Genomic DNA, 24,596 nt, shown 5'->3' with positions numbered 1-24,596 from the left:
AGCACGAACGCGATCTGCGCCTCGGAGAACTGCGACCTCTTCGTTCCTCACTCCTGTTTCCGGCCCTCCTCCATAACTGGAATTTTCCAGCTCCAAACAGTCCAGGAAACGGGTGGCAGGTCAAATCAAAGCCGGGCTCTTGCTCCCGTTGGAAAAGAAACGGGGGTCACGTCATCGCGTCACGAAGTCTGTCGGCCGAGTCCGGCTCGCAGCGACTCAAAACGCTGGAAGATCTCCTCAAGATCGTGAACGTCGAAACCGTGACGCAGGCCTTCGTCGTGTTGGCCCAGGGCCTCGGAGAGACGGCCGGCGAACCTCACGTACCCCCCGTCCTCCACGACCATACCGTTTGTTTCCTCGAAGGCCCGGTTGAAGGCGACGGCGTCCGCTTCGCTGACACCTTGAGGCAGGTCGAGAAGGAGTTCGCCCCCGTCAAGCCTCACCGGATATCCGCCCGGCCGTCCGTCGGGGCCTGGCATATGGCCGGACCACGGTTTGCCGGCAGCGAGCGCCAACAGCAAGGGCACGCCGGTGGCGCCCGAAATCTCGATCGCGGGCTCGCGGGTCAGTCGGACGTGGCGGAACCGGGCGTAGACGTCATCGACCTCGACGCCGTCGATCCAGACGCGCGGCGGAACGCCGTCGCGTTCGTCCGGCGTCAGGCGGAACGCCGCGAGGTTCTGGTAATGCGCCAGCATCTTGAGCCGGCCGGTCTCGATTTCCTCCTGCCCGCAGAACGCGTTCGACAAAATGGCGATGTTGCCGAACCCGGAAACGACCGGGTGCCCAAGTGCTCGAATGATCCCGTTGACGACATCGGGAAACCCGCAGTTGAAGAAGGCCACGTCGCGCCCGGCGCGCGAGATTGCGTCCGCGACACGAACCGAGAGGATGGCCTGGCTCACCGCCGTCACGGAAAGACCACCCTCCGCCACGAGACGCGCCCACGCGTTGTCGCGGTTCGCGATTACCTGCGACGTCTGGACGGAGGCGGCCTGGGCGACGATGCGCGGGGCGACATCGGCGATCATCCGGTCGGAGGCGCCGTCCGACAGGAGATCGACCTCGTAGGCGGAGAACCTAGCTGGCGTTCCGAACAGGGAGGCACGCGCATTGCCGGCGGTGACCAGCCAGCTTAGCCGGTCCCGGTTGCGGCCCGCCACCACGACATGAACCGGTTCGCGGGCGGTCGCTGCGATATCGAGCGCGATCCGGCCGCCGAAGCTACCCGTACCGCTGACGAGGATGTCGCAAGAGTTCGTCATGCGCTACGTTCCTTAGGTGCAAGGCGGTCCCAACTGTCGTGGGTATGCGTGGCGAGCTTGTGCTTCATGATCCGCTGGCTGGCGGTTCGCTCGAAGCCATCCACGATTGTGACGTATCGGGGCAGTTGGTAGGACGCGAGCCGCTGCTGCAGCCAGTTCGAAAGCAACGCGGGCTCGACATGGCGATCGGCCTTCGGTTGCACGAACAGCTTGATGTCCTGTTCTCCGATCTCGGCGGCCACACCAATCATCGCGCAATCCTCGACGTCGGGATGCCCGGCAACCACGTATTCAACCTCGAAGGCGGACACGTTCTCGCCCCGACAGCGCACGCTGTCCGTCATCCGTCCATGGAAGAGCAGGCGCCCTTCCTCGTCGGTCGAGCCCACGTCGCCGGTGTGCAGCCGTCCGCCTTTCAGGGCATTGGCGGTTGCTTCCGGATTCTCGTAGTAACCAGGAAAGATCGCGCCCTCGCCCAGCCCGGCGACGACGATCTCGCCACGCTGCCCGAAAGGAACGGGCGATCCGGTGTCGTCGAGCACTTCGACCTGCAGCCAGGGCACCGCTCGGCCGACCGAACCAAGGACGCCTTCCCGCTCGAACGTCGTGATGCTGGATGCCTCGGTCATGCCGTAGCATTCGCGCATCTGGGTGCCGAAGCGCTCCTGGAACGCACGCCCCGTACCGGCTGGACAGCCACCGCCCCAGGCGATCCGAACGTCGTGACTGCGATCGCCCGGCGACGGCGGCTGCTTGAGAAGGATCTGGAGGATGCCGCCGAGATAATGGATGTGAGTCGCACCTTCCCGACGCACCTCGTCCCAGAAGCGGCTGGCGCTGAAGCGCTCCACGATGCCGAGCGTGACGTCGTGGCTGAGCGGCAGGGGCAGAAGCTGGGCGCCCCCGACGTGGAAGAAGGGTTCCCACACGAAGAACACGTCGCCCGCCCGCACGTCGGCCACGAGAGCAGCTCCCTGGCTGGCCAGGTGCAGCATTCGATGGGTGACGATCACCCCCTTGGGACGACCCGTCGTGCCGGACGTGTACATGATGGCAAGCGGAGCGGAAGAGGCCGGCGGGACTTCTTCGAAGGGCCGCCCGGACGCCAGAACGGTCGAGAGGGGACCGTCGTCTCGATTCTCCTCGTGGAGCAGCCGGGGGGCGTCGATCGTCTCCAGTTCCCCCAGAACCGACGCGAAGGTCGCGTCGTGAACCAGAAGGCACGGCCTCGAGTGCTCCAGAAGGTAGTGGAGCCCTTCGCCGCGTTGCTGCGCGTTCACGGGAACCCAGACCACGCCGGCCTTGGCGAGACCGAAGATCACCTGGATCGCCGCGATGCTGTTGCGCATCATCACCGCAACGCGCGCGCCGGGCCCGATCCCCATTTCCCGGAGATGGGCGGCAAAGGCGGAGGAGGCGCGATCGAGCTCGCCGATCGTCAGCGGCCTGCCTTCGAAACGTGCGAAGATGCGGTCGGGCGCCGTCTCGGCGCGCAAGCGCAGAAGCTGGACGAAGCCGTCATGGGCGATTGTCATGGGGTGCACCGAATTTGATTAGCTCGGCCGCCGGAACCGTTCGGCCAAGAGGAGCAGGGTGGTGACAAGCAGGAACACCACCACCGAGACCGCCGCGAGCGTCGGGTTGAGCTGCAGGATCATGTCGTCCCACATCTGCTTGGGCAGCGTGGTGTTGACGCCACCCGACACGAAGATGGCGATGGTGAGCTCATCGAAGGACGTGATGAACGCGAACAGAAAGGCCGCGATCAGGCCGCCCCTGATTTGCGGGATGGTGATGCGCAGGAGCGTGCGGACGCGATTGGCGCCGAGCGTCGCCGCCGCCTGGTCGAGACGCATGTCGTATGTCTTCAAGATCGCGGACACGGCGATCAACGTGAAGGGTATCGCCAGGACGGTGTGGCCGATCACCAGGCCGGTATCGGTGGCCACGAGACCGATCTGCGCGAAGAGATAGAAGATACCCACTGCGATGACGATGCGCGGCACGATCATCGGCGCTAGGAAGAAGGCGAAGATCACACCGCTCGCCCTGGAGCGCGAGCGCGACAGGGCGAGCGCCGTCAGCCCCCCAATCGCGGTGGCCAGGATCGCCGTCGCCAGACCGATCCCGAAGGAGCGCAGGGTCGCGGCCTTCCAGAGCGGCGAGTTGAAGTAGGTCTCGTACCACTGCAGCGACCAGCCCGGCGGCGGAAAGCTCAGAAACTGTGAACTGGTGAAGCTCAAGGGAACGATCAACAAGGTGGGCACCACCAGGAACACGATCATCGTCCAGGCGCAGATCGGCAGCAGGCGCGAAACGCCGCGCTCGCCGACGACTCGTCCCAGCGCGCGGCCCGCCGCGTTGCTGAACGTCGCCAAGCCTTGCAGAAGCGTCATACCGGCCTGCCGCCCCCAGCCGACGCTTTGGCGCCCGGAACCGCCGGTGACGGTCGAGATGCCGAACACGCGATCGTAGATCCAGCAGGCAAGAAGCGCCGAAACCAGCATCAGCGTCGCCAGCGCCCCGGCAAACGACCAGTTCAGCAACTCCTGGATCTGCGTGATCACGAGTTGGGCGAGCATGGTGTTCCGTGAGCCGCCGAGAAAGGCGGGCACGATAAAGAACCCGAGCGAGGAGATGAAGACAAGGAGGCCGGCGGCTGTGGCACCGGGAAGCGACAGCTTGAAATAGACCAGCCAGAACGAATGGGACGGCGTCGCCCCGAGCGTCTGCGCGGCCTGACCGAGACGCCGGTCGATGCTGCCCATGACCGGAAGCATGGTGATGACCGCGAGTGGAACCATGGCATGGACCATACCCACCATGACGCCGAACTCGTTGTACATCATGTTGAGGGGACGATCGACGACGCCCGTTCCCAGAAACATGCTGTTGAGCACGCCCGTCCTGCCCAGAAGGATCATCCAGGCGAAGGTCTTGACGAGATAGCTCGTCCAGAACGGCACCATGACGAACAGCAGCAGCTTGCCCTGCTTCAACGCGGGCTTGGACGCGATCCAGAAGGCTAGCGGATAGCCGATCAGAAGCGACAGGACCGTCGTGTTGAAAGCGATGCGGAACGTGATTCCCAGAACGCGCAGGTAGAGGTCGGACTCGACGATCCGTTGGTAGCTCATCAGGCTCCACGCACCGGTTTCCGCGTCGCTCAGGCTGAGAAAGAGCAAGCGTGCGACCGGAAAGGCGAAGAAGAACGAAAGAAAGAGCAGTCCAGGCACGACCAACCAAAGGGCGGTGGGTCTGAAAAGGCGCGAGCGTGCCGTTCGGGTCGGCGTGGTGTCGGCAGCGGCCAGCGTCACGGTACCACCGTCGCCGCATTGGGATTCCAGCTTGCAGTGATGCGCTCGCCAAGCGTGGGCACCGCGTGGCCAGGCGGCAGGCGCATTACGAACTCTTCCTGGTCGCCGAGCGCCGTGATGACGCGCGTTTCCGATCCGGCGTAGACGATTTCCCGCACCGTTCCGGAGACGGCGTTGGCGCCTTGGACACCCAGTGTCATGTGCTCTGGCCGGACCACGATCGCCTGCCCGTCCGCGCCCGCCCCGTCAGGCAGCACGAAGGTTCCGTGCTGGGTCGCGAGGCGGCGATCGGAAGCGGGACCGTTCGCCGAGCCGCGGAAGATGTTCGACAGGCCGATGAAGCTGGCGGCGAACTCGGTGCGCGGTCGGTTGTAGATCTCGTGCGGCGTGCCGATTTGCTCGATCTTCGCATGGTTCATCAGGCAGATGCGATCGGACATGGCCAGCGCTTCTTCCTGATCGTGCGTCACGTAGATGATCGTGGCGCCCGTTTCGCGGTGGAGGCGCTTGATCTCGATCTGCATGTCGTCGCGCAGCTTCTTGTCCAACGCGCCGAGCGGTTCGTCCATTAGAATGATCGCGGGTTGATAGACGAAGCATCGCGCCAGGGCGACGCGCTGCTGCTGCCCGCCCGACAGTTCGCGTGGGAAGCGGGTCGCCAGATGACCCAGATGGACCATGTCCAGGGCCTGCGAGACCTGACGCTTCACGTCCGAGGCCGGGACGCCCCGCATCTTCAGCGGAAAGGCGATGTTCTCGGAAACCGTGAAATGGGGAAACAGGGCGTAGTGCTGGAACACCAGTCCGATATCGCGTCGGTAGACGGGAACGTCGGCTTGGTCCTCGCCGTCGATCAGAACCGTTCCGCCGGACGGCTCGAGAAGACCGCAAACCAGCTGAAGCAGGGTGGACTTGCCCGATCCGGACGGACCGAGCAAGGTAAGGAATTCGCCCACCCCCACCGACAGGTCGGTAGGCTCCAGGGCGCAAAGCGCCCCGAAGTGGATGGTGAGCCCCCTGGTCAGGAGCTTGGGCGACGTACCATTCGTCGCGTGCACGGAAGCTGCCATGGGCCTACCTCCTCAGGAAAGGAGCCAGCTGTTGAAACGTTCGGTGGTCGCGGACCGGTTCGCGCTCCACCAGTCCTCGCTCGCCACAACCATCTTCTCGAGGTTGGCTGGCGACGTCGGAAGAGACGCCGCACGCTCTTCGGGAATGGTCTTGTAGGCGTCGAGATTGGTCGGACCGTAGGCCAGAACTTCCGTGAAAATGGCCTGCCGCTCCGGAGCGGCACAGAAGCGTATGAACTCGCGGGCGACGTCAGCGCGGGGATTGCCCCGCGGAATGCCCCAGCCTTCGATCGAGTAGAGACCCTGGTTCCAAACGATCGCGGCCGGCGCTCCGCCGTCGACCGCGGCCTGGAACCGGGCGTTCCAGCCGCTGATAAGATCGACTTCCCCACTTTGGAGCAGCTGCGTGCACTGCGCGCCGCTGGTCCACCAAACGGCGATGTCGGGCTTAATCTGGTCGAGCTTGGCGAAGGCCCGATCGACATCGATCGGATAAAGGTCGGCCGGCGCCACGCCGTCGGCCATCAGAGCCTGTTCCAGCGTGTCGATCGGATTCTTGCGCAGGGAGCGGCGACCCGCGAACTTGTCGACGTCGAAGAAGTCTGCCCAGTTCGCCGGTGCCTCGTCGAACACATCCGTGCGGTAGGCCATCACGGTGGAATAAACGTCCGTGCCCATCCACTTGTCGGTTATGGCCTCGGGCAGGAGTTGCGGCACGTCGGAATGGGCGAAGCCGATCGGCTCGAGCAGGTTCTCCTTGGCCAGGATGTCGCGGGCGGAGATGGTCAGGGTGCAGACGTCCCAGGTATAGCTGCCGGTTTCCACGATGGCCTTGAACTGCGCGGTGGGCTCGGCGTCGCGGGCCACGTTGACGATCGTATGGCCCGTCGCCTCCTGAAACGGATCGTAGAAGGCCTTGCGCCAGGCTTGGCTGAAGGGGCCGCCCGGATCCGCCACGGTGATCGTGGCGGCGGCGGAAGCCCGGTTCCGGCCGAGCAGGGCGGGCATGAAGAGGCCGGTTGCAGCTCCAGCGGTGAGCTGAAGCACTCGGCGGCGGTTGGGTCTGGTGAAGCTCATGCATGCTCTCCTTGGTTTGGAAGGCGGATGCGTCCCCGTCGTTGCGATCGACTAGGCGGTGCGGGCGGCCTTGCGGGCGGCCCGCTCGACAAGGAACTTCTCCATCATCCTGGCCGGCTCGCCCGAAGCGTAGGCTTCGCGTTGGATGCGCACGCCCGCCGATAGGCAGTCGCGGAACCCGGCTTCAGTCATTTCGCGGAAGCGTTGACGATCGAGGCGCATGGCGGTGGGGGGAAGTTCGGCCAGTTCGCCGGCAAGGCGCATCGCCTCGTCCATGAGCGCGGCCTTGGGTACGAGACGGCTCAGCGTGCCGATCCGAAAACATTCCTCGGCATCCATCATCCGACCCGTCAGCGTGAGATCGATGGTGCGCGACAGGCCGATGATCTCGCGCATGATCCAAGGGCCAGTGGTGGACGCGATGCCGGACTTGATCTCCGGCTGCCCCATGGTCGTATCCTCGTGACCGATCCGGATGTCGCACAGCAGCGCGACCTGGAAAGCGGAACCGGCCGCCACCCCGTTGATCGCCGCGACGATGGGTTTGGAAAGCGAGCGGATGCGATCGTAGAGACGCTCCCACTCGCCGACCCAAACTTCCGCCCGATCGGCGTCGAAGCTCTTGGTCTCGCTGAGATCCTGCCCGGCACCAAACGCCCGGTCTCCCGCCCCCGTCAAGATGATGGCCCGTACCGCCGCGTCCGCCTCAAGGGCTTCCAGCGCCGCAATCAGCTGGACGCGCATCTCCGCGTTCCAGGCATTCAGCTTTTCCGGACGGTTCAGCGTGATCACGCCGACAGCCCCATCCACCTTTGTCAAAACGAAATCCGCCATCGAGCCGACCTTTTTATTGCAATACAATAATAATTATTGCAATGATTGGAGGTCGCGGATCGGATGTCAACCGTCCTTTTCCTAGTCATGTCCATTTTTGATGCAGGGACCACGAATGAGCACCGTCGAACCCAAGGAGCCTGGCACGCGGCGAGACCCGTTGCTGGTGCAGTCCGTCGAGAAGGCGTTCCGGATCTTGGAAGCGTTCTCCGGATCGAAGTCGGCAATGGGACTGTCGCAGTTGGCCGAGAAGGTCGGCATGGACGTCAGCGCAGCGCAGCGCTTCACGCATACGCTGGTGCGCCTCGGCTATCTCGCCAGAGATCCCGAAACGCGCCGCTATCACACGACCTCCAAGAACCTGCGTCTGGGGCACAACTTCCTGCATGGTCAGCGCATCGTCGACGTCGCGATGCCCTACCTCATGCACCTCAGCAAGGAGACCGAGGAAACGGTGAACCTCACCCTTCTCGAAGACACCCAGATTCTTTTCGTCGCCCGCTTTCTAAGCCGCCACATGCTGAACACGGATGTAGTGATCGGTACGACGATGCCGGCCTATTGCACGGCGCCGGGCATCGCCATGCTATCCCGCCTTCCCGAGGACGAGGCGGTCGCGGTGATCGAAGCGTCCGAGCTTGTGCAGCATACCGAACACACCACGGCCACCCGGGATGCCTTGATCGCGAAGATCAGAACATCCGCCCGGCAGGGATACGCCACCGCGTTCGGCGAATACTTCCAGAACGACGCTTCCATCGCGGCGGCGATCATGGACGAACGGGGACGGCCCGAAGCGGCAGTGAACATTGCCGTGTCCTATGCGCGTTGCCGCCCGGACGAGGTGGTACCGAGATTCGCGACGATCGTGATGGCCGCGGCCCGCTCGATTTCGCGAGCCTGACGCCGCGGTGGTCGGCACGGGTCGATGACGGCTTGACAGACCAAGCCAAGCCTCCGCAAGATTGCAATATTCTTTATTGCCATGCGATAAAAAACGAGAGACTCGTCATGTTTCAGTTTCATCGCGTCGCCCCCAACGCAGCTAGCCTGTTTGACCTGACGATCGATGGGGTTCTGGTCCAGGCGCAATCGGGCGACACGATTCTCGTGGCCATGCTGACGAACGGACACAGCCTGCGGCAGTCGGAGTTCGGCGAAGAAGCACGCGCGGGGTTCTGCCTCATGGGTGCCTGCCAGGACTGCTGGGTCTGGACGGAGGACGGCCGGAAGCTCAGGGGCTGCTCCACTTCCGCCGAACCCGGAATGCGGTTGACGCGTAAGGCACCCTTTCCGGTGGTGACAACACATGGGTGAGATCGTTGTCGTCGGCGCGGGGCCGGCCGGGATCCGCGCGACGCAGACCCTCCTGGAAGCCGGGTTGAACCCGATCCTTCTGGACGAAGGACGCCGCCCCGGTGGCCAGGGATACCGCTGGATCGCAACCGAGCGTGGGCTCGACGCCGATGCCGTCATGGGCAGTGAAGCAGCCAAGTACCGCCGTCTCCATTCCGATTTCACGCGCTTGACATCGCGCGTCGACTATCGACCGGACACCCTGGTCTGGGGGTGCGAGGACAATCGGCTCCAGATCCTGCAGAATGGTGCGGCGAGCGCGCTGGGCTTCGACGCCGTGGTGCTCGCTACGGGCGCGATGGACCGCGTCATGCCGATGCCCGGCTGGACGCTGCCGGGCGTCTTCACGCTGGGCGGTGCGCAGGTCGTTCTCAAGGGTCAAGGATGCCTGATCGGGCGCCGTGTGGTGTTTTGCGGTTCCTCGCCGCTCCTGCCGCTTGCCGCGCTGCAGTATCTCGACAACGGGGCGGAGGTGGTGGCCGTCTGCGACACCACGCCGCTTTCGCGCAAGGTCGGTGCCGTGCCTCCCATGCTGGCATCCGCCAAGACCCTTGTTCGGGGCCTCGGCTATCTTCGCAAACTGCAGGCTCGCGGCGTGAAACTCATGTTCGGTGTCGAACCCCTGGGGGTGGATGGGGCGGAGCATGTCGAAGGGTTGAGAATTCGCCATCGGGGCTTGGAGCAGCGTTTGCCCTGCGACGCGCTGGCCATCGGCTACGGGCTGAAGCCGGAAGCCCAACTCGCCGAGCTGCTCGGTGCATCCATGGCGTTCGATCCCGCGTTCCGCCTGTGGTTTCCCCGCACCGATGAGGACGGCCGGGCCGCGAAGGCTCTTTATCTCGCCGGCGACGGTGTGGCGATCGGCGGAGCAGACGCGGCGGAGGCGAGCGGAAGGCTGGCGGCGCTTGCGCTTCTGGCCGATCTCGATCGCCCGGTGGATACGGCGGAAATCGCCGGGCTGCGCCGAGAGATCAAGCGTCTGCGGCGGTTCCAGCATGGGCTTGCGCGAGCCTTCGCCTGGCCTGCCGGCGCGGCGGTGGAACTTGCAGGGTCCGTGGCAGTCTGCCGATGCGAGAACGTTACCGCCGGACAGATCCGTGCCGCCATGGACGCCGATCTCGGACCGGTCGACCTCAACCGCGTAAAAGCCATCACGCGCTGCGGCATGGGTCGGTGTCAGGGGCGCGTGTGCGGCCCGGCGTTGGGCGAGATCGTCGCCGCGCACGCCGGTCGGCCTTTGGCTGAGGTCGGGCGGCTGCGAGGACAGGCACCCGTGAAGCCCGTCCCGCTTCGGGCCGCACCGGCCGGTGTCGCTTCGTGACGCGCGCCTTCGACGTCGTGGTGGTCGGTGGTGGCCTGATCGGCGCCTGGTGCGCCCTATTTCTCGCCCGGCGCGGACGACGCGTGATCGTTCTGGAAAAGGGGGTCGTCGGCGCGCAGTCGAGCGGCACCAATTTCGGCAGCCTTCGCCTTCAAGGTCGTTTTCCGGCCCAGTACCCCCTGTCGCTCCGATCGCAGGACCTGTGGGAGCAGCTGCCGGCTCTGATCGGTGATGCCTGCGAGTTCGAACGCTCCGGCCACTTCTACTGTGCCGCCGGCGACGAGGAGGTGGCGAAGATCGAAGGCTATGCGGCGGTGTCGCGCACCTACGGTCTGGATGTCGAACTCCTGGAAGGGGCCGCGTTGCATCGCCGCTTCCCGTGGCTGTCGCCGCAGACGCGCTTTGCCAGCTACTCGGCGCGGGACGCCAATGCCAATCCCCGCCTCGTCACGCCTGCCGTGGCGCGAGCGGCGAAGGCGCTCGGCGTCGAGGTCGCGCAAGGGTGCCGCGTGCGGGCCCTCTCCTACGACAACGGCACGTTCCGGACGCAGACCGAAACGCACGGCACGTTTGAAAGCGGACATGTCGTCAACGCCGCGGGCGCTTGGGCGGTGGAACTGGCGGAGATGTTCGGGGAAACCGCGCCCTTGTTCGCCGCCGGGCCCCCGCAGTTCGTCACCGAACCCCTGCCCTACTTCATCCACCCCACGGTGCAGCGCGCCGACGGATCGGTGATCGCCCGGCAGATTCCGCGCGGCAACGTGATCTTCGCTGGCTACCCTCGCACGGCGGCGGACGCCGTCGCCAACCGTGCCCCCGTTCCCCTGCACAAGATCCTGCGCGGCATGGCCTGCCTGGGCGAGACCGTGCCGGCGCTCGTCAATGCGCACGTGATCCGCGTGTGGTCGGGTATCGAAGGTTATATTCCGGACATGATCCCGGTGATCGGAGAAAGCCGTACGCGACCCGGCCTCGTTCACGCCTTCGGCTTCTGCGGCCACGGGTTCCAGATCGGCCCCGGCGTCGGCCTCTGCGTTTCTGAAATGATCGTCGACGGCACGACGCCGACACCACTCGCTCCCTTTTCCATCGACCGGTTCGCCGGTGGTCCCGTGGTCAGCGACAAGTTCCGCAAGGAGTTCGACGCGCCTGCCCTCCCCCATTGATTGCTGCCATCAAGGAGCGCCGCATCCATGCCGCCTATCGTGATCATCGGAGCGGGTATCGTCGGAGCATGGACCGCCGTGGAATGTCTCGATCACGGCCGTGAGGTGGTGATGGTGGAACCGGCCGAGTCCGGGGGCCGGCAGGCGGCAAGCTACGGAAACGGGGGGTGGATCATGGAGGCGAGCTTGCTGCCGGTCGCAACGCCCGGCCTGTGGAGATCTCTTCCGAGCATGCTGGCCGATCCGAGGGGTGCGCTTACGGTGCGCTGGCGCCACCTGCCGGAGCTGGCGCCTTGGCTCGTGCGCTTCCTGGCGGCCGGCATGACGGGGGAGCGCGTCGCGGCGATCGCCGCCGCCCGCCACAACCTGGTGCAAGGAGCGCGGAACCGCTACGCCGCGCTGGCACGCGAGGCCGGTCTGGAACACAGCATCGCATCCGCAGGGCACCTGTTCGTGTATCCCGGACAGCATGAGCATCGGAGCGAAGCTCTGAGTTGGGATACCCGGGCTCGATACGGCCATGGCTTCGTCCCCCTTCAAGGCGAAGTGCTTCGGAAGTTTGAAGCGGGACTGGGGCCCGGCTACGGATACGGCGCCCTGATGCGCGAGGGACAGAACCTTCCCGACCCCGGTGGCTTCGTTGCGGGCGTGACAGCCTATGCCGTGCGGCGAGGCGCCACGGTGCAACGGGCGCGCGCCATCGGCTGGCGTTTCGAGGGAGAACGGTTGCGCGCGGTGGTGACGGACCGGGGCGAGATCGAGGCCGCCGGGGCGATCGTGACGGGCGGCATCGGATCTCTGGCGCTGGCTCGCGCCGCGGGCGACCGGCTTCCACTGGAAAGCGAGCGCGGCTACCACGTCGTGGTGCGGGAGCCGGAATACCGGCCTCGGCACGCGGTGATGCCGAGCGACGGCAAGATGGCCATAGCCATGACGCCGGCAGGGCTGCGCGTGGCGGGACAGGTGGAACTGGCCAGCGTTGCGGCACCGCCGGACTGGCGACGCATCGAGGTGCTTCTCGACAACCTGCACCGCCTTTTTCCCGCCATTCCGCGCCGACCTGCCGCCGACAGGCTCGACCGGTGGTTCGGCCATCGCCCGTCCATGCCCGACTCCCTGCCGGTGATCGACCGCTGCGCGCGCTCGCCGGATGTCCACTACGCCTTCGGCCACGGCCACAGCGGCATCACCATGTCGCCCGGCACCGCACGGCTGGTCGCGCGGCTCGCCTCCCGGCTCGAACCGGAGATCGACCCAGCTCCCTACCGCGCATCGCGGTTCCGCTGATCGAACGAGACGAGGAGACCATGCTGTATCTGTCGCAGGCCGACGTAAAGTCGTTGAACCCTTTGCCGGGGGACATGCGCCGGGCGATCGCCGAGGCGTTCCGCGCCCATCATATGGGAAAGTTCCTTTCCCTTCCCAAGCTGTCGCTCGACATCTCTCCCGCGCACAAGTTCCAATCGCTATGCGCGGCCTCGCCCGATCTCGGCTTGGCGGTCAACAAATGGCTCGGTGTGGCACCGACGGAACCCGGCTCGACCGGACGCGGGATCGAGGCTCTGTTGGTGGTCAACGACTTCCGGACGGGCGAACCCCTCACCGTGATGGACGGCAACGCCGTGACGGGCTTTCGAACGGCGGCCATGTCGGCCGTCGCCGCTGAGGCGCTGGCGAGCTCCGACGTGAACTGTCTCGGCTTTGTGGGATGCGGTCTCCAGGCGCGTCATCACCTGTCTGCTCTTCTTGCGCTGTTTCCGCACGTCAGCGACATCCTGGCGTTCAGCCGCGGGTCGTCGCGCGACGAATTCGCCGAATGGGCCCTGTTCGCCCATGGCCGGCGCGTGCGGGTCTGCCGGCAGGCGGACGAAGTGGTCCGGCATTCCGGAATTCTCGTAACCAGTGTTCCGGCCGGCAGCCCCCCGTTCCTGGACGCCGAATGGGTGCCGGCGGGTGCCTTTGTTGCGGCCGTGGATTTGGCGCGCTCGTTCAACAGCGAAGGGCTCGGCGCGATCGAGTTCCGGGTAACGGACGATCACGAACAGGAACGTGCGCATCCGCTCTACGAAAACCTCCGCAGCTTCGACGCCGACTTGGGAGAGCTGTCGCACGGCTCCGTTTCCCCCGCTGCAACGCAGGATCGACGCATCTTCATCTTCCGGGGGCATGCCGTTGCAGACTTGGCCGCCGCCGCGCTGATCCACGAGATGGCTTGGAGGACCGGGGTCGGGTCGACGCTGTCTCGATGACGCGCGGGATGGAGTTCCGCGGCCGGCTGCGCGATCTTGCCAACGAACGTCGCGCTTCGGCTACCGCAGACAGTTCACCCCGCTTCGGCGCGACGGCGAGCCGTCCGGGATCAACCGAATCCACCGTTCAGGATGAGCGAGTTGCGGGCGTGCAGGTTGAGAGCAAGCGACCGCGTGGTCGGACGGTATTGTGTCGTCTCGGGCAGTCTTGGCATCGGCATGGTCTCGAAGGCGTCAGGTCCCTGCCCTGCCGACCGTCCCGTGTCGCCAGCTCGATGACGGTTGCGGTCACGCCACTGAGGTCACGGATTTGAGCCATGCTCGAAACGCCTGCAGTGGGGGGAACGCGGTGCGTTTGCTGGGCCAGGCGAGATAGTACTTCTCGGCACTTTCCATCGGAGCATTCAAGGGCTCTACCAGGTCGCCCCGAGCAAGTTCCGCTTCAATGAGAAAGCGAGGAAGCAGCGCCATGCCGAGTCCGCCCGCAGCGGCCAGCGACGCGACCGCGAATTGATCGATCAGCATGCCGGAAAGGGGGGCGGAAGCGACTCCGTTTCTTCGGAACCAACGCTCCCACGCATCCGGTCGGCTTTCGAGATGAATGAGCGGCACGTCCAAGAGGCATCCCGGGACGGATAGATCGTATCGTTCCGCGAACGCCCGGCTGCACACGGGAACCACGGTCTCGCTCATCAAAAAGTCGAGTTCCGCGCCCGACCAGCTCGGTGCTCCGAAGTGAATGGCTGCGTCGAGTGAGTCCTCTTCGAAATCGAACGGAGCGAAGCGGGTCGAGAGGTTCAAGGTGATGCCGGGATGCGCCTGCGTGAACTGCGACAGTCGCGGTGCCAGCCAGCGCGTACCGAACGTCGGCAGGATGCCGAGCTTCAAAGTCCCCCCGGCGGGGTTGGCCTTGAAGTTCAAGGTCGCCTTCGAGATCCGGTTCAGGGCCTGACGAATGTCCTGCGCATAGGCTTCGCCCGCAAGGGTCAGCTTCACAGTCTGGCGGTCGCGCAGGAACAGGCTCGATCCCACAGCCTCCTCCAATGCCTTCACCTGCCGACTGATGGCACTCTGAGTCAGATGGAGTTCGGCTGCGGCCGCCGTGAAGCTTTGGTGACGCGCGGCGGCCTCGAAGGCGCAGAGCAGCGACATGGATGGCAGGAACCGCCGCGAAAAACTCACCGTATTGCCCTGTTCCGCCAGCTTTTGACCTTTCGCACCTGGAAAGGTCATTCATTAAGCTCATGAGTTGATACCACATCATCGTTTGAATCGGCATTCCTCCCTCGCCAGAATGCACTGGAGGCATGGGCTCGCTTGTCCAGAGTTTCGATTATTTTCGGGGAAGGCGAAGGGTGAGACCATGGATAACAGCGCATTTATCCCAGCCGACGAGATCCGTACCCGCTTCTCGCGCACGATGTCGGACATGTACCGTTCCGAGGTGCCCCAATACGGAGCGCTGATGGAGCTGGTCGCCGACATCAACGCAGCGACCCTCGCCCGGGACCCGGCCCTGAAGACGGATCTCGAGCGCACCGACGATCTTGAGCGCATCGATCTGGAGCGGCATGGCGCCATCCGTCTCGGCACCGCCGAGGAACTGTCCACCATGCGCCGCCTCTTCGCGGTGATGGGCATGGAGCCGGTCGGCTACTACGACCTGTCCGTCGCCGGCGTGCCGGTGCATTCCACCGCGTTCCGGCCGGTTCGCGACGAGAGCCTCGCCCGCAACCCGTTCCGCGTCTTCACCTCGCTCCTGCGCCTCGAACTGATCGAGGACGAGACGCTGCGCGGCGAGGCCGCCGCCATCCTGTCTCGCCGCCGCATCTTCACGGATCGCGCGCTGGCCTTCATCGAGACCTTCGAGCGCACGGGCGGCCTCGGCGACGCGCAGGCCGACGAATTCGTGCGCGAGGCGGTCGAGACCTTCCGCTGGCACGGCGAGGCCACCGTGGACGCCGGCACCTACCGCCGCCTCAACGCCGCTCACCGGCTCATCGCCGACGTCGTGTCCTTCAAAGGCCCGCACATCAACCACCTGACGCCGCGCACGCTGGACATCGACGCCGTTCAAGCCGAAATGCCCGAGCGGGGCATCGCGGCCAAGGACGTGATCGAGGGCCCGCCGACCCGCCGCTGCCCGATCCTCCTTCGCCAGACGAGCTTCAAGGCGCTGGAAGAGGCGATCGTGTTCAAGGGCGAGACGAGCGCCGAGGCGGGAACGCACACGGCGCGCTTCGGCGAGATCGAGCAGCGCGGCCTCGCGCTGACCCGCAAGGGCCGCGCACTCTACGACCAGCTTCTCGCCGGCGTTCGCGACGAGGGCGGGGCCGGCAGCGCCGGCCAGAACTACGCCGCGCGGCTCGCGAAGGCTTTCGAGGCCTTCCCGGACGACCACGAGACCCTCCGCCGCGAGGGCCTCGGCTTCTACCGCTACGTCCTGACGGACAAGGGCCGCCAGGCGTCTGCCGCCGGCCTCGACACCAGCCCGATGGAGGCCCTCGTCGCGGCCGGCCACGTCGCCGCCTATCCCATCGTCTACGAGGACTTCCTCCCCGTCAGCGCGGCCGGCATCTTCCAGTCCAATCTCGGTGGACAGGAACAGCGCAGCTACGGCTCGAACGCCAGCAAGGACGCCTTTGTGGAAGCGCTCGGCGCGCCGGTGCAGGACGAGTTCGAGGTCTACGAGACGGCGCAGGCGCGTTCGATCGACGCGGTCCGCGAGGCCCTGCGCTCCTCCTCCCAGGTCTCGGCGGCCTGACGACGTGACGCGAGACGCGAGCGCTTCAGCGGACGAGCGGCAGTCCGAGGGTTTCGCTCGGTCGCTCGGCCTCGAAGGCTTCGAGGGCGAGACATCAGGCGATCTCGCGCAGCGGCTGGTGGCCGGCACCGACAACAGCATCTACCAGCTCCGGCCGGCGCTCGTCCTCTATCCGAGGTCCGGCGGCGACCTGAACCGCATCGTTCGCGCCGCGATCTCCGATCCGCGATCGCCCGTGCCGCTCACCGTTCGCGGCGGGGGAACGGGCACCAACGGCCAGTCGCTGACGTCGGGCGTCGTGATCGATGTCTCCCGGCACATGAACCGCATCCTCCGTCTAGACACGCAGGCGCGCACGGTGACGGTCGAGCCCGGCGTCGTGCTCGACCAGTTGAACGCGGCGCTGGCGCCGCACGGCCTGTTCTTTCCACCCACCGTCTCGACGGCCTCGCGCGCCACGATCGGCGGGATGGTAGCGACCGATGCGTCCGGCAAGGGCTCGCGCATCTACGGCAAGACCTCGGCCTGGGTCGAGGCGATGGACGTCGTCCTGTCCGATGGCACGGACTGGTCCGTGGCTGCCATGCCGGCGGAAGAGGCCGATGGCATCGCGACAGGGGCCGACCTCGCCGCCGACATCCACCGCACCGTCCTCGGTGTGGCGCGCGACCATGCCGAGACGATCGCCCGGGTCTTTCCCGACCTCAACCGCAGCCTCACCGGCTACAACGTGCGGGACGTCCTCCGGCCCGGCGGCCCCTTCGACCTCGCCCGACTTCTTGCCGGCTCGGAAGGCACGCTCGCCATCACCAAGGCGATCACCTTGCGGCTTGCCGCCCGGCCGAAGCATCGCGCGCTCGTCGTCGCGCGCTACGCCTCCTTCGACACGGCGCTGCGCGACGTGCAGACGCTTCTGGTCGCCGAGCCGTCGGCGATCGAGGTGCTGGACGACAAGGTGCTGGCGCTCGCCACGCAGGACATCCTCTGGACCGGCATCGAGACGGTGCTCGGCGGACCGGCGACGGAGCCCGTGAAGGGCCTGAACTTCATCGAGTTCGTCGGCGACGACCCGGATGCGATCGACCGCGCCATCGCGCAGGCCGAGGCGCTGCTGGCGGCCTCGCCGCACAGGGCGGTGGACTGGAAGCCGATCCGCGACGCCGGGACGATCCGTCGGCTCTGGGTCCTGCGCGAGAAGTCCGTGGGCCTCCTCGGCCGCCTCGGCGGGCGCCGGCAGGGCACCGCCTTCGTTGAGGACACCGCGGTGCCGCCGGAACGGCTTGCCGACTTCGTGGCCGAGTTCCGCGCGATCCTCGACCGGCACGGGCTGCGCTACGGCATGTTCGGGCATGCCGACGTCGGCTGCCTTCATGTGCGCCCGGCGCTCGACATGGCCGTGCCGACCGACGCCGCGCTCATCCGGCCCGTGTCCGACGAGGTCGCGGCGCTCGCCAAGCGCTACGGCGGCCTCCTCTGGGGCGAGCATGGTCGGGGCTTCCGCGGCGAGTATTCGCCACTCTTCTTCGGCTCCGAACTCTACCCGGCGCTGGAGGCGATCAAGGGCGCGTTCGATCCGCTCGGTATATTCAACCCCGGCAAGCTCGCCCGGCCGAACGGCCGGGGACAGATCGACCGGATCGATGCCGTTCCGATGCGCGGCGAGGCCGACCGCGCCATCGACGCGGGTCGCGCGCAGGCCTTCGACCGCGCCATCGCCTGCAACGGCAACGCCGCCTGTCATTCGTGGGATCGGTCGGAGCCGATGTGCCCGTCCTACAAGGCGACGCGGGACCGGGTTCAGTCGCCAAAGGGCCGTGCGGTCGCTCTCCGAGAATGGGCGCGCCTCGCCTCCGAGCGCGATCGCGGCGCCGATGTGGGCACAGCGCTCGAGGCGATGACCGAGGAGGTCAAGGCGACGCTCGACACCTGCCTGTCCTGCAAGGCGTGCTCCAACGCATGCCCGGTGAAGGTCGACGTTCCCGCGATGAAGTCGCGCTTCCTGGCGGACTACTACCGCACCCGCCCCCGCCCCGCGCGCCACACGCTCATGGCAGGCATGGAAGCCGCCCTGCCGCTCGCAAGCAGATTCCCGGCGATCGCCAACGCGGTGCTTTCGGCACCGCGCTTCCGGCAACTGGCACGGGCCCGGTTCGGCCTTGTCGACCTGCCGACGATCGTGCCGGCCCGGCGTGGGCGGCTGCGCGCGGTGCCGAGGCCCGCGGCGGGCCGCAAGGTGATCGTCCTTGCCGACAGCTTCACCGGCGCCTTCGACGGCTCGGTGCCCGAAGCCGCCGTCGGTGCCCTGCGCCTGCTCGGCTTCGCGGCGGTCCTGTCCCCGTCATGGGCGAACGGCAAGGCCGAACACGTCCTCGGCCTGCAAGAAGGCTTCTCGCGCAAGGCGCGCCGTGCGCAGGCCCTGCGCGCGCGTCTCGTGCGCGACGGCGCGACGCTCGTAAGCCTCGATGCCGCGACGGGCCTGTTGTTCGAGCAGGAGTACCAGGACGCCCATCCGCTCGCCTCGACTCCGGTGGTGCTGTCGATCGAGGCCTTCCTGTCGGACGCGATCGCGTCCGGCGAAGTGCGCGCCGCGCCGCCCGCCTCGTCCGGTTCCTGCCGCGTCCATCTCCATTGCACGGAGCGCACGTCCCGGCCAGAAACCGCCGATCGGTGGCGGCAGGTGCTGGGTCATTTCGGCTTCGAGGCTGCGGTTCCCGCACTCGGCTGCTGCGGCATGGCGGGCATGTTCGGCCACGAAGCCGAGCATGCCGAACTGTCCCGACGCATCTTCGACCTCAGCTGGGGCCCGGGCGTCGCCGGCCACGATCCCGCCGAGATTTTCGCCACCGGGTTCTCTTGCCGGTGCCAGACCAAGCGTTTCGCAGGTTTTCGCCCATCCCATCCGATCGAAGCCATCTTCGCTCGCCTCAAGGGTCAAGCCGCATGAGGAACGATCCGCGCAGCCATGGGCTCTGGGAGCGGAGCGCCCCGCCGGCGCCGGCGACGAGCGCGCTGAAAGGCGATCTCACCGTCGATGTCGCCATCGTCGGCGGCGGCTTCACCGGGTGCTCCGCCGCGCTGCATCTCACTGATGGCGGCGCCAGCGTCGCGCTTCTGGAAGCCGCCGAGATCGGCTTCGGAGGATCGGGGCGCAATGTCGGCCTAGTCAACGCCGGCATGTGGGTCATGCCCGACGACCTGCCCGGCGAACTCGGCGAGGTCTACGGCTCGCGGCTTCTCGAACTCCTCGGCGGCGCCCCGAAGACGGTGTTCGACCTCGTCGAGCGCCACGGCATCGACTGCGAGGTCGAGCGGCAGGGAACGTTGCACTGCGCGGTCGGCCAGAAGGGTCTGGCCGAGATCACCGAGCGGGCCCGCCAGTGGCAAGCGCGCGGCGCTCCGGTCCGCCTCCTCGACGCGGCGGAGACGACGCGCAAGGTCGGCTCCACCGCCTATGCCGGGTCGCTTCTCGACGAGCGCGCCGGCACGATCCAGCCCCTCGCCTACGTGCGGGGACTGGCGCGGGCAGCCATCGCGGCGGGCGCCAGGCTCTTCACGGGCAGCGCCGTCACTGGCGCGACGGACGAGGGTTCCCACTGGCGCCTGGGTACGGCGGGCGGAACCGTGCGAGCGAAGTCCGTGGTCGTCGCGACCGACGCCTACACCGTCGGGGTCTGGCCGCAGATCCGTCGCGAGCAGGTCCACCTACCCTACTTCAACATGGCGACCGTCCCGCTCGGCGACAACGTGCGGCGGTCCATCCTGCCGGAACGCCAGGGGGTGTGGGACACGCGCGAGGTGCTCAGCTCCTTCCGGTTCGACCGGGCGGGCCGCCTTGTCTTCGGGTCCGTGGGCGCGCTGCGCGGCACGGGTGGTCCCGTCCACCGCGACTGGGGACGCCGGGCGCTCGCCAGGCTCTTCCCCCAACTAGGCGCCGTGGCCTTCGAGCACGAGTGGTACGGCATGATCGGGATGACCGAAAACAACCTGCCTTCGTTCCACCGCCTCGGCCGCGACGTCGTTTCCTTCAGCGGGTACAACGGGCGCGGTATCGCCCCCGGCACCGTCTTCGGCCGCTGCCTCGCGGATCTCCTTCTCGGCAGGATCGGGGAGGCCGACCTGCCGCTCCCCGTCACCGACCCGGCCGACGCCCCCCGACGCGGCCTGCGCGAGGCCTACTACGAAGTCGGCGCGCAGGTCGCCCACTTCACCGGCGCACGCCTCTAACCCCTCTCAGACAACAGGATCACCAAGACCATGCTGGATACGCCCTCCTCCCTGAACGCCGAAGTGCAGACCATCCTGTCCGAGCTCGGCGTGCCGCAGGCCGCCTTCACGGGCGGCTCGCGCCGCGTCGTCTCGCCGGTGGACGGCTCCGTCCTCGCCTCTGTTCCGATGGTGGAGACCGGCGCCGTCGGCGATGCGATCGGCAAGGCCCATGCCGCCTATCTCGCCTGGCGCACCGTCCCTGCGCCCCGTCGCGGCGAGCTGGTCCGACTTCTCGGCGAGGAGCTGCGCACCCATAAGGAGGCGCTCGGCCGCCTCGTGAGCCTCGAAGTCGGCAAGGCGCCGTCCGAAGGCCTCGGCGAAGTCCAGGAGATGATCGACATCTGCGACTTCGCGGTCGGCCTGTCGCGCCAGCTCTACGGTCTCGTGATCCCCTCCGAGCGCGCCGACCACAAGCTCACCGAGCAGTGGCACCCGATCGGCGTCGTCGGCGTCATCTCGGCCTTCAACTTCCCCGTGGCCGTGTGGTCCTGGAACGCGGCGCTCGCCTTCGTCTGCGGCGACGCCGTGGTCTGGAAGCCGTCCGAAAAGGCGCCGCTCACCGCGATCGCAGTGCAGGCGATCTTCGAGAAGGCGGCGGTCCGCTTCGGTGACGTGCCGGCCGGCCTGTCCACGCTTCTCCTCGGCGAGCGCGAGGTCGGCGAGGCGCTGGTGGACGATCCCCGCGTACCCGTCGTCTCGGCCACGGGCTCGACCCGCATGGGGCGCGCGGTGGGTGAGCGCCTCGCCCGCCGCTTCGCCCGCGCCATCCTGGAGCTCGGCGGCAACAACGCCTCCATCGTCACTCCCTCGGCCGATCTCGATCTCGCCCTGCGCGCCGTCGCCTTCGGTGCGATGGGCACCGCGGGCCAGCGCTGCACCACAATGCGCCGCCTGATCGTCCATGAAACCGTCTACGACACCCTCGTTTCGCGCCTGAAGCGGGTCTACGCCAACATCTCCGTCGGCAACCCGCTCACCTCCGATGCGTTGGTTGGCCCGCTGATCGACGGCGCGGCCTTCGAAGGCATGGGCAAGGCGCTGGCGGCGGCCAAGGCCGCGGGCGGCACTGTGACCGGCGGCGAACGCGTCGACGTCAACGGCGACGCTTCGTTCTACGTGCGCCCGGCGCTGGTCGAGATGCCGTCGCAGACCGGACCCGTGGTGGAAGAGACCTTCGCCCCGATCCTCTACGTCCTCAAGTATACCGACCTCGACGAGGCGATCGCGCTGCAGAACGGCGTGCCCCAGGGCCTGTCGTCGTCGATCTTCGGCACCGACATGCGCGAGGTCGAGCGCTACCTGTCGGCCGGGGGTTCGGACTGCGGCATCGCCAACGTCAACATGGGCACGTCCGGTGCCGAGATCGGCGGCGCATTCGGCGGAGAGAAGGAGACGGGCGGCGGCCGCGAGAGTGGCTCGGACGCCTGGAAGGCCTACATGCGCCGCCAGACCAACGCCATCAACTACGGCCATTCCCTGCCGCTGGCTCAAGGCGTGAAATTCGACGTGGACGGGGGCTCGGCCGAGGCATGAGCGCGCTTCTCCAGCATGGGACGCGCGCGTTCCAGCCGGCGGCCCGCATCGGCTCGATCGGCGTCTCGGAGATCCTGAAGATCACGGCCAAGGCAGGCGCGCTCAAGCGCGCCGGCCGGCCCATGATCATCCTGGGCGCCGGCGAGCCCGACTTCGACACGCCCGACAACGTCAAGGAAGCCGCCATCCGCGCGATCCGCGCGGGGGCCACCAAGTACACCGCACTCGACGGCACGCCCGAGCTGAAGGAAGCGGTGCGCCGCAAGTTCGAGCGCGAGAACGGCTTGGCGTTCGCGCAGGACGAGGTGACCTGCGGCGCGGGCGCCAAGCAGATCCTCTACAACGCCTTCATGGCGACGCTGTCGGCCGGCGACGAGGTCGTCATCCCGACCCCGTACTGGACGAGCTACAGCGACATCGTGTGTATCGCCGGCGGCCAGCCGGTCCTCGTTCCCTGCGGCCCCGAGAACGGATTCCGGCTTCGGCCGGAGCAACTGGAGGCGGCGGTCACGCCGCGCACTCGCTGGCTTCTCCTGAACTCGCCCTCGAACCCCTCTGGCGCGGCCTACGGCGCCGACCAGTTGAAGGCCCTCGCCGAGGTCGTCCGGCGTCACGGGCAGGTGTGGGTCATGTCGGACGACATGTACGAGCACATCCTTTACGACGGCGTGGCTTTCGCGACCTTCGCCAATGTCGCGCCCGATCTCGCGGATCGCACGCTGACCGTCAACGGCGTCTCCAAGGCCTACGCGATGACCGGCTGGCGGATCGGCTACGGCGGCGGCCCGGCCGACCTGATCAAGGCCATGGCCGTGGTCCAGAGCCAGGCGACGTCCTGCCCCTCCTCCGTCAGCCAAGCGGCGGCGATCGAGGCGCTCGATGGGCCGCAAGGGGTGGTGGCCGAGCGGCGCGATGCGTTCCGGCGTCGGCGCGACCTCGTGGTCGCCGGGCTCAACGCGGTGCCCGGCATCGACTGCCCGGTGCCGCAGGGCGCGTTCTACACCTTCGCTTCCTGCGCGGGCCTACTCGGCTCGCACACGCCGGACAACCGCGTCATCGCCTCCGACCGCGACTTCGCGGACTATCTCCTGGAGGCGAACGTTGCCGTTGTGCCGGGCTCGTGCTTCGGGTTGGAGCCTTTCTTCCGCATTTCCTACGCCACGTCGGAAGACGAACTGCGAACCGCCATCGACCGCGTCGCCACGGCTTGCGAGCGGCTCCAGAGACCATGAATCTGCAGGGGTAAAATCGTCAACGCTGCGGGGCACGACAATGGTCGAAGCCCACGCATAAAAGCGATCATACCGACTTGGTTCCTTCACGAAGCGATCGCCATCCGCACCGAGCGGGGAAATCGGATCGATCCCCGTTCGGTTCCGGTGAACGGTCGGAATGGCTTGACGGCTCCCAAGCGCGCAAGTGCCTGCGAAGGAGTTCATCGACGCGCTCGACGTCACCGGCCGTCATATGTTCGATGATTTTGTCGTGCTCGTCGACGGACGTTTCGTTCCGCTCGAATCTTTCCTCGGGATTCTTCTCGTCGAACCGCATCTGGTTGCTCAGCGAGAAGATCGTCTGATGGGGAGTGGATCCTCGGCGTATACGATCAGCACGTGATGATGCTTCCGGTTGACGCCGAGGCAACTGCGGAAATGGTTGCGTTCGACGGCGTCCGCGAGATGAGCGTCTTCGTCCGCATGATGGAGGGATCGGCTGCAGTAAGCGCCGAGCGGAAAACGATCATCCTCGACGCGACCTAACTGAAGGTGCACCGCACGGCCTTGAGCCTTGCGGTCAAAAAAGGGGGTCTCGGTCGCCTGATCGGCCGCACCAAGGGCGGCATGAACACCAAGCTCCATGCTATCGCCGATGCGAACGCTCGTCCGCTGAACTTCTTCATGACGGCCGGGCCGGTGAGCGGTCACACCGGGGCAGCAGCGCGGTTGGATGATCTGCCCAAGGCGCAATGGCTGCTCGGTGGGCGCGGCTACGATGCAGACTGGTTCCCAGACGCTCTTGAAACAAAGTGTATCAAGCCCTGCATTCCCGAGCGGAAGTCCGGCACTGCGCCCGTACCCCGCTACAGACGCCGCAACCACATCGAGATCATGTTCGGGCAGCTGAAAGATTGGCGCCGCGTCGCAACCCGCTACGATCGCTTTCCGACCGTCTTCTTCTCCGCCATCGCGCTAGCAGCCATCGTCCTGTTCTGGCTCTAAGCTATGAGTCCTGGCTCTAGGCCCTGTTAACAGGGTAGTTTCTTGGACGGGCTGAGGTCTGATTCAAGGCTGTCTTTGGGAGGCAGCGTTGGCGCGAGGCGACCTGACGGATGAAGAATGGGCGGTGATCGGCGCGCTTTTGCCAAGCGAGCGGGGTCG

Annotated in this window: 19 protein-coding genes and 2 pseudogenes; 14 read left to right on the top strand and 7 right to left on the bottom strand. The window is 66.7% G+C overall.

Annotated features, from left to right (window positions below; translation table 11 throughout):
* Positions 1 to 179: 179 nt before the first annotated feature.
* The 6 genes from H7A85_RS19880 to H7A85_RS19855 all read right to left on the bottom strand — a co-directional run bounded on the left by H7A85_RS19880 (position 180) and on the right by H7A85_RS19855 (position 7,563).
* Positions 180 to 1,265, bottom strand: a complete 1,086-nt coding sequence (locus tag H7A85_RS19880) for a hypothetical protein (protein WP_182422279.1) — start codon at positions 1,263 to 1,265, stop codon at positions 180 to 182.
* A complete protein-coding gene (locus tag H7A85_RS19875; protein ID WP_182422278.1) occupies positions 1,262 to 2,800 on the bottom strand; it encodes an AMP-binding protein in 1,539 nt (512 codons plus the stop codon). Before H7A85_RS19875 ends, H7A85_RS19880 begins: the two co-directional genes overlap by 4 nt.
* 18 nt (positions 2,801 to 2,818) lie before the next feature.
* Positions 2,819 to 4,402 carry an ABC transporter permease subunit gene (locus H7A85_RS19870; RefSeq protein WP_244631298.1) on the bottom strand — a complete coding sequence of 528 codons (1,584 nt, stop codon included), beginning with the start codon at positions 4,400 to 4,402 and terminating at the stop codon, positions 2,819 to 2,821.
* A 176-nt stretch (positions 4,403 to 4,578) separates the two neighbouring features.
* Positions 4,579 to 5,652 (bottom strand): ABC transporter ATP-binding protein, encoded by a 1,074-nt coding sequence (locus H7A85_RS19865; protein ID WP_182422277.1) that lies wholly within the window; start codon positions 5,650 to 5,652, stop codon positions 4,579 to 4,581.
* Between the two features lie 12 nt (positions 5,653 to 5,664).
* Positions 5,665 to 6,729: an ABC transporter substrate-binding protein gene (locus H7A85_RS19860; protein WP_182422276.1), complete on the bottom strand. Its 1,065-nt coding sequence runs from the start codon at positions 6,727 to 6,729 to the stop codon at positions 5,665 to 5,667.
* Between the two features lie 51 nt (positions 6,730 to 6,780).
* Positions 6,781 to 7,563, bottom strand: a complete 783-nt coding sequence (locus H7A85_RS19855; RefSeq protein ID WP_182422275.1) for an enoyl-CoA hydratase/isomerase family protein — start codon at positions 7,561 to 7,563, stop codon at positions 6,781 to 6,783.
* Between the two features lie 115 nt (positions 7,564 to 7,678).
* On the opposite strand from H7A85_RS19855, the gene H7A85_RS19850 reads away from it, so the two are divergent.
* The 7 genes and pseudogenes from H7A85_RS19850 to H7A85_RS19820 all read left to right on the top strand — a co-directional run.
* Positions 7,679 to 8,467, top strand: coding sequence for an IclR family transcriptional regulator (locus H7A85_RS19850; protein ID WP_182422274.1), 789 nt, complete (start codon positions 7,679 to 7,681; stop codon positions 8,465 to 8,467).
* Positions 8,468 to 8,574: 107 nt separating this feature from the next.
* On the top strand, positions 8,575 to 8,880 hold the full coding sequence (locus H7A85_RS19845; protein ID WP_182422273.1) for a (2Fe-2S)-binding protein: 306 nt from the start codon (positions 8,575 to 8,577) through the stop codon (positions 8,878 to 8,880).
* Positions 8,873 to 10,240, top strand: a complete 1,368-nt coding sequence (locus tag H7A85_RS19840; protein WP_182422272.1) for an FAD/NAD(P)-binding oxidoreductase — start codon at positions 8,873 to 8,875, stop codon at positions 10,238 to 10,240. The genes H7A85_RS19845 and H7A85_RS19840 overlap by 8 nt, the downstream gene beginning before the upstream one ends.
* Complete coding sequence (locus H7A85_RS19835) at positions 10,237 to 11,406, top strand: FAD-binding oxidoreductase (RefSeq protein WP_182422271.1); 1,170 nt, start codon at positions 10,237 to 10,239, stop codon at positions 11,404 to 11,406. Before H7A85_RS19840 ends, H7A85_RS19835 begins: the two co-directional genes overlap by 4 nt.
* Before the next feature lie 27 nt (positions 11,407 to 11,433).
* Positions 11,434 to 12,693: an FAD-binding oxidoreductase gene (locus H7A85_RS19830; protein ID WP_182422270.1), complete on the top strand. Its 1,260-nt coding sequence runs from the start codon at positions 11,434 to 11,436 to the stop codon at positions 12,691 to 12,693.
* 20 nt (positions 12,694 to 12,713) lie between these two features.
* Positions 12,714 to 13,655, top strand: coding sequence for an ornithine cyclodeaminase family protein (locus H7A85_RS19825; protein ID WP_182422269.1), 942 nt, complete (start codon positions 12,714 to 12,716; stop codon positions 13,653 to 13,655).
* An 11-nt stretch (positions 13,656 to 13,666) separates the two neighbouring features.
* Positions 13,667 to 13,782 (top strand): annotated as a pseudogene (locus H7A85_RS19820) (IS3 family transposase); the annotation flags it as partial.
* Between the two features lie 161 nt (positions 13,783 to 13,943).
* On the opposite strand, the gene H7A85_RS19815 reads toward H7A85_RS19820, so the two are convergent.
* The gene (locus H7A85_RS19815) at positions 13,944 to 14,837 is read right to left on the bottom strand and encodes a LysR family transcriptional regulator (RefSeq protein ID WP_182422280.1); all 894 of its coding nucleotides are present in this window, start codon (positions 14,835 to 14,837) and stop codon (positions 13,944 to 13,946) included.
* Between the two features lie 181 nt (positions 14,838 to 15,018).
* Here H7A85_RS19815 and H7A85_RS19810 point away from each other — a divergent pair, with 181 nt between their 5' ends.
* From H7A85_RS19810 to H7A85_RS19780, 7 genes and pseudogenes are all read left to right on the top strand, one after another.
* The gene (locus tag H7A85_RS19810; protein WP_182422268.1) at positions 15,019 to 16,419 is read left to right on the top strand and encodes a VOC family protein; all 1,401 of its coding nucleotides are present in this window, start codon (positions 15,019 to 15,021) and stop codon (positions 16,417 to 16,419) included.
* Between the two features lie 4 nt (positions 16,420 to 16,423).
* Complete coding sequence (locus H7A85_RS19805; RefSeq protein WP_182422267.1) at positions 16,424 to 19,363, top strand: FAD-binding and (Fe-S)-binding domain-containing protein; 2,940 nt, start codon at positions 16,424 to 16,426, stop codon at positions 19,361 to 19,363.
* Positions 19,360 to 20,643, top strand: a complete 1,284-nt coding sequence (locus H7A85_RS19800; RefSeq protein ID WP_182422266.1) for an FAD-binding oxidoreductase — start codon at positions 19,360 to 19,362, stop codon at positions 20,641 to 20,643. The genes H7A85_RS19805 and H7A85_RS19800 overlap by 4 nt, the downstream gene beginning before the upstream one ends.
* A gap of 30 nt (positions 20,644 to 20,673) precedes the next feature.
* On the top strand, positions 20,674 to 22,218 hold the full coding sequence (locus tag H7A85_RS19795; protein WP_182422265.1) for an aldehyde dehydrogenase family protein: 1,545 nt from the start codon (positions 20,674 to 20,676) through the stop codon (positions 22,216 to 22,218).
* Positions 22,215 to 23,450: a pyridoxal phosphate-dependent aminotransferase gene (locus tag H7A85_RS19790; protein ID WP_182422264.1), complete on the top strand. Its 1,236-nt coding sequence runs from the start codon at positions 22,215 to 22,217 to the stop codon at positions 23,448 to 23,450. The genes H7A85_RS19795 and H7A85_RS19790 overlap by 4 nt, the downstream gene beginning before the upstream one ends.
* A gap of 187 nt (positions 23,451 to 23,637) precedes the next feature.
* Complete coding sequence (locus H7A85_RS20945; protein ID WP_244631297.1) at positions 23,638 to 23,835, top strand: hypothetical protein; 198 nt, start codon at positions 23,638 to 23,640, stop codon at positions 23,833 to 23,835.
* A gap of 68 nt (positions 23,836 to 23,903) precedes the next feature.
* Positions 23,904 to 24,437: pseudogene (locus tag H7A85_RS19780) on the top strand (IS5 family transposase); the annotation flags it as partial.
* Positions 24,438 to 24,596 lie beyond the last annotated feature (159 nt).

The organism is Aureimonas sp. ME7 (genome assembly GCF_903970965.1).
Lineage (GTDB): Bacteria > Pseudomonadota > Alphaproteobacteria > Rhizobiales > Rhizobiaceae > Aureimonas.
The sequence above is the reverse complement of the archived record's forward strand: the minus strand, read 5'-3'. Positions and strand labels throughout refer to the sequence as shown.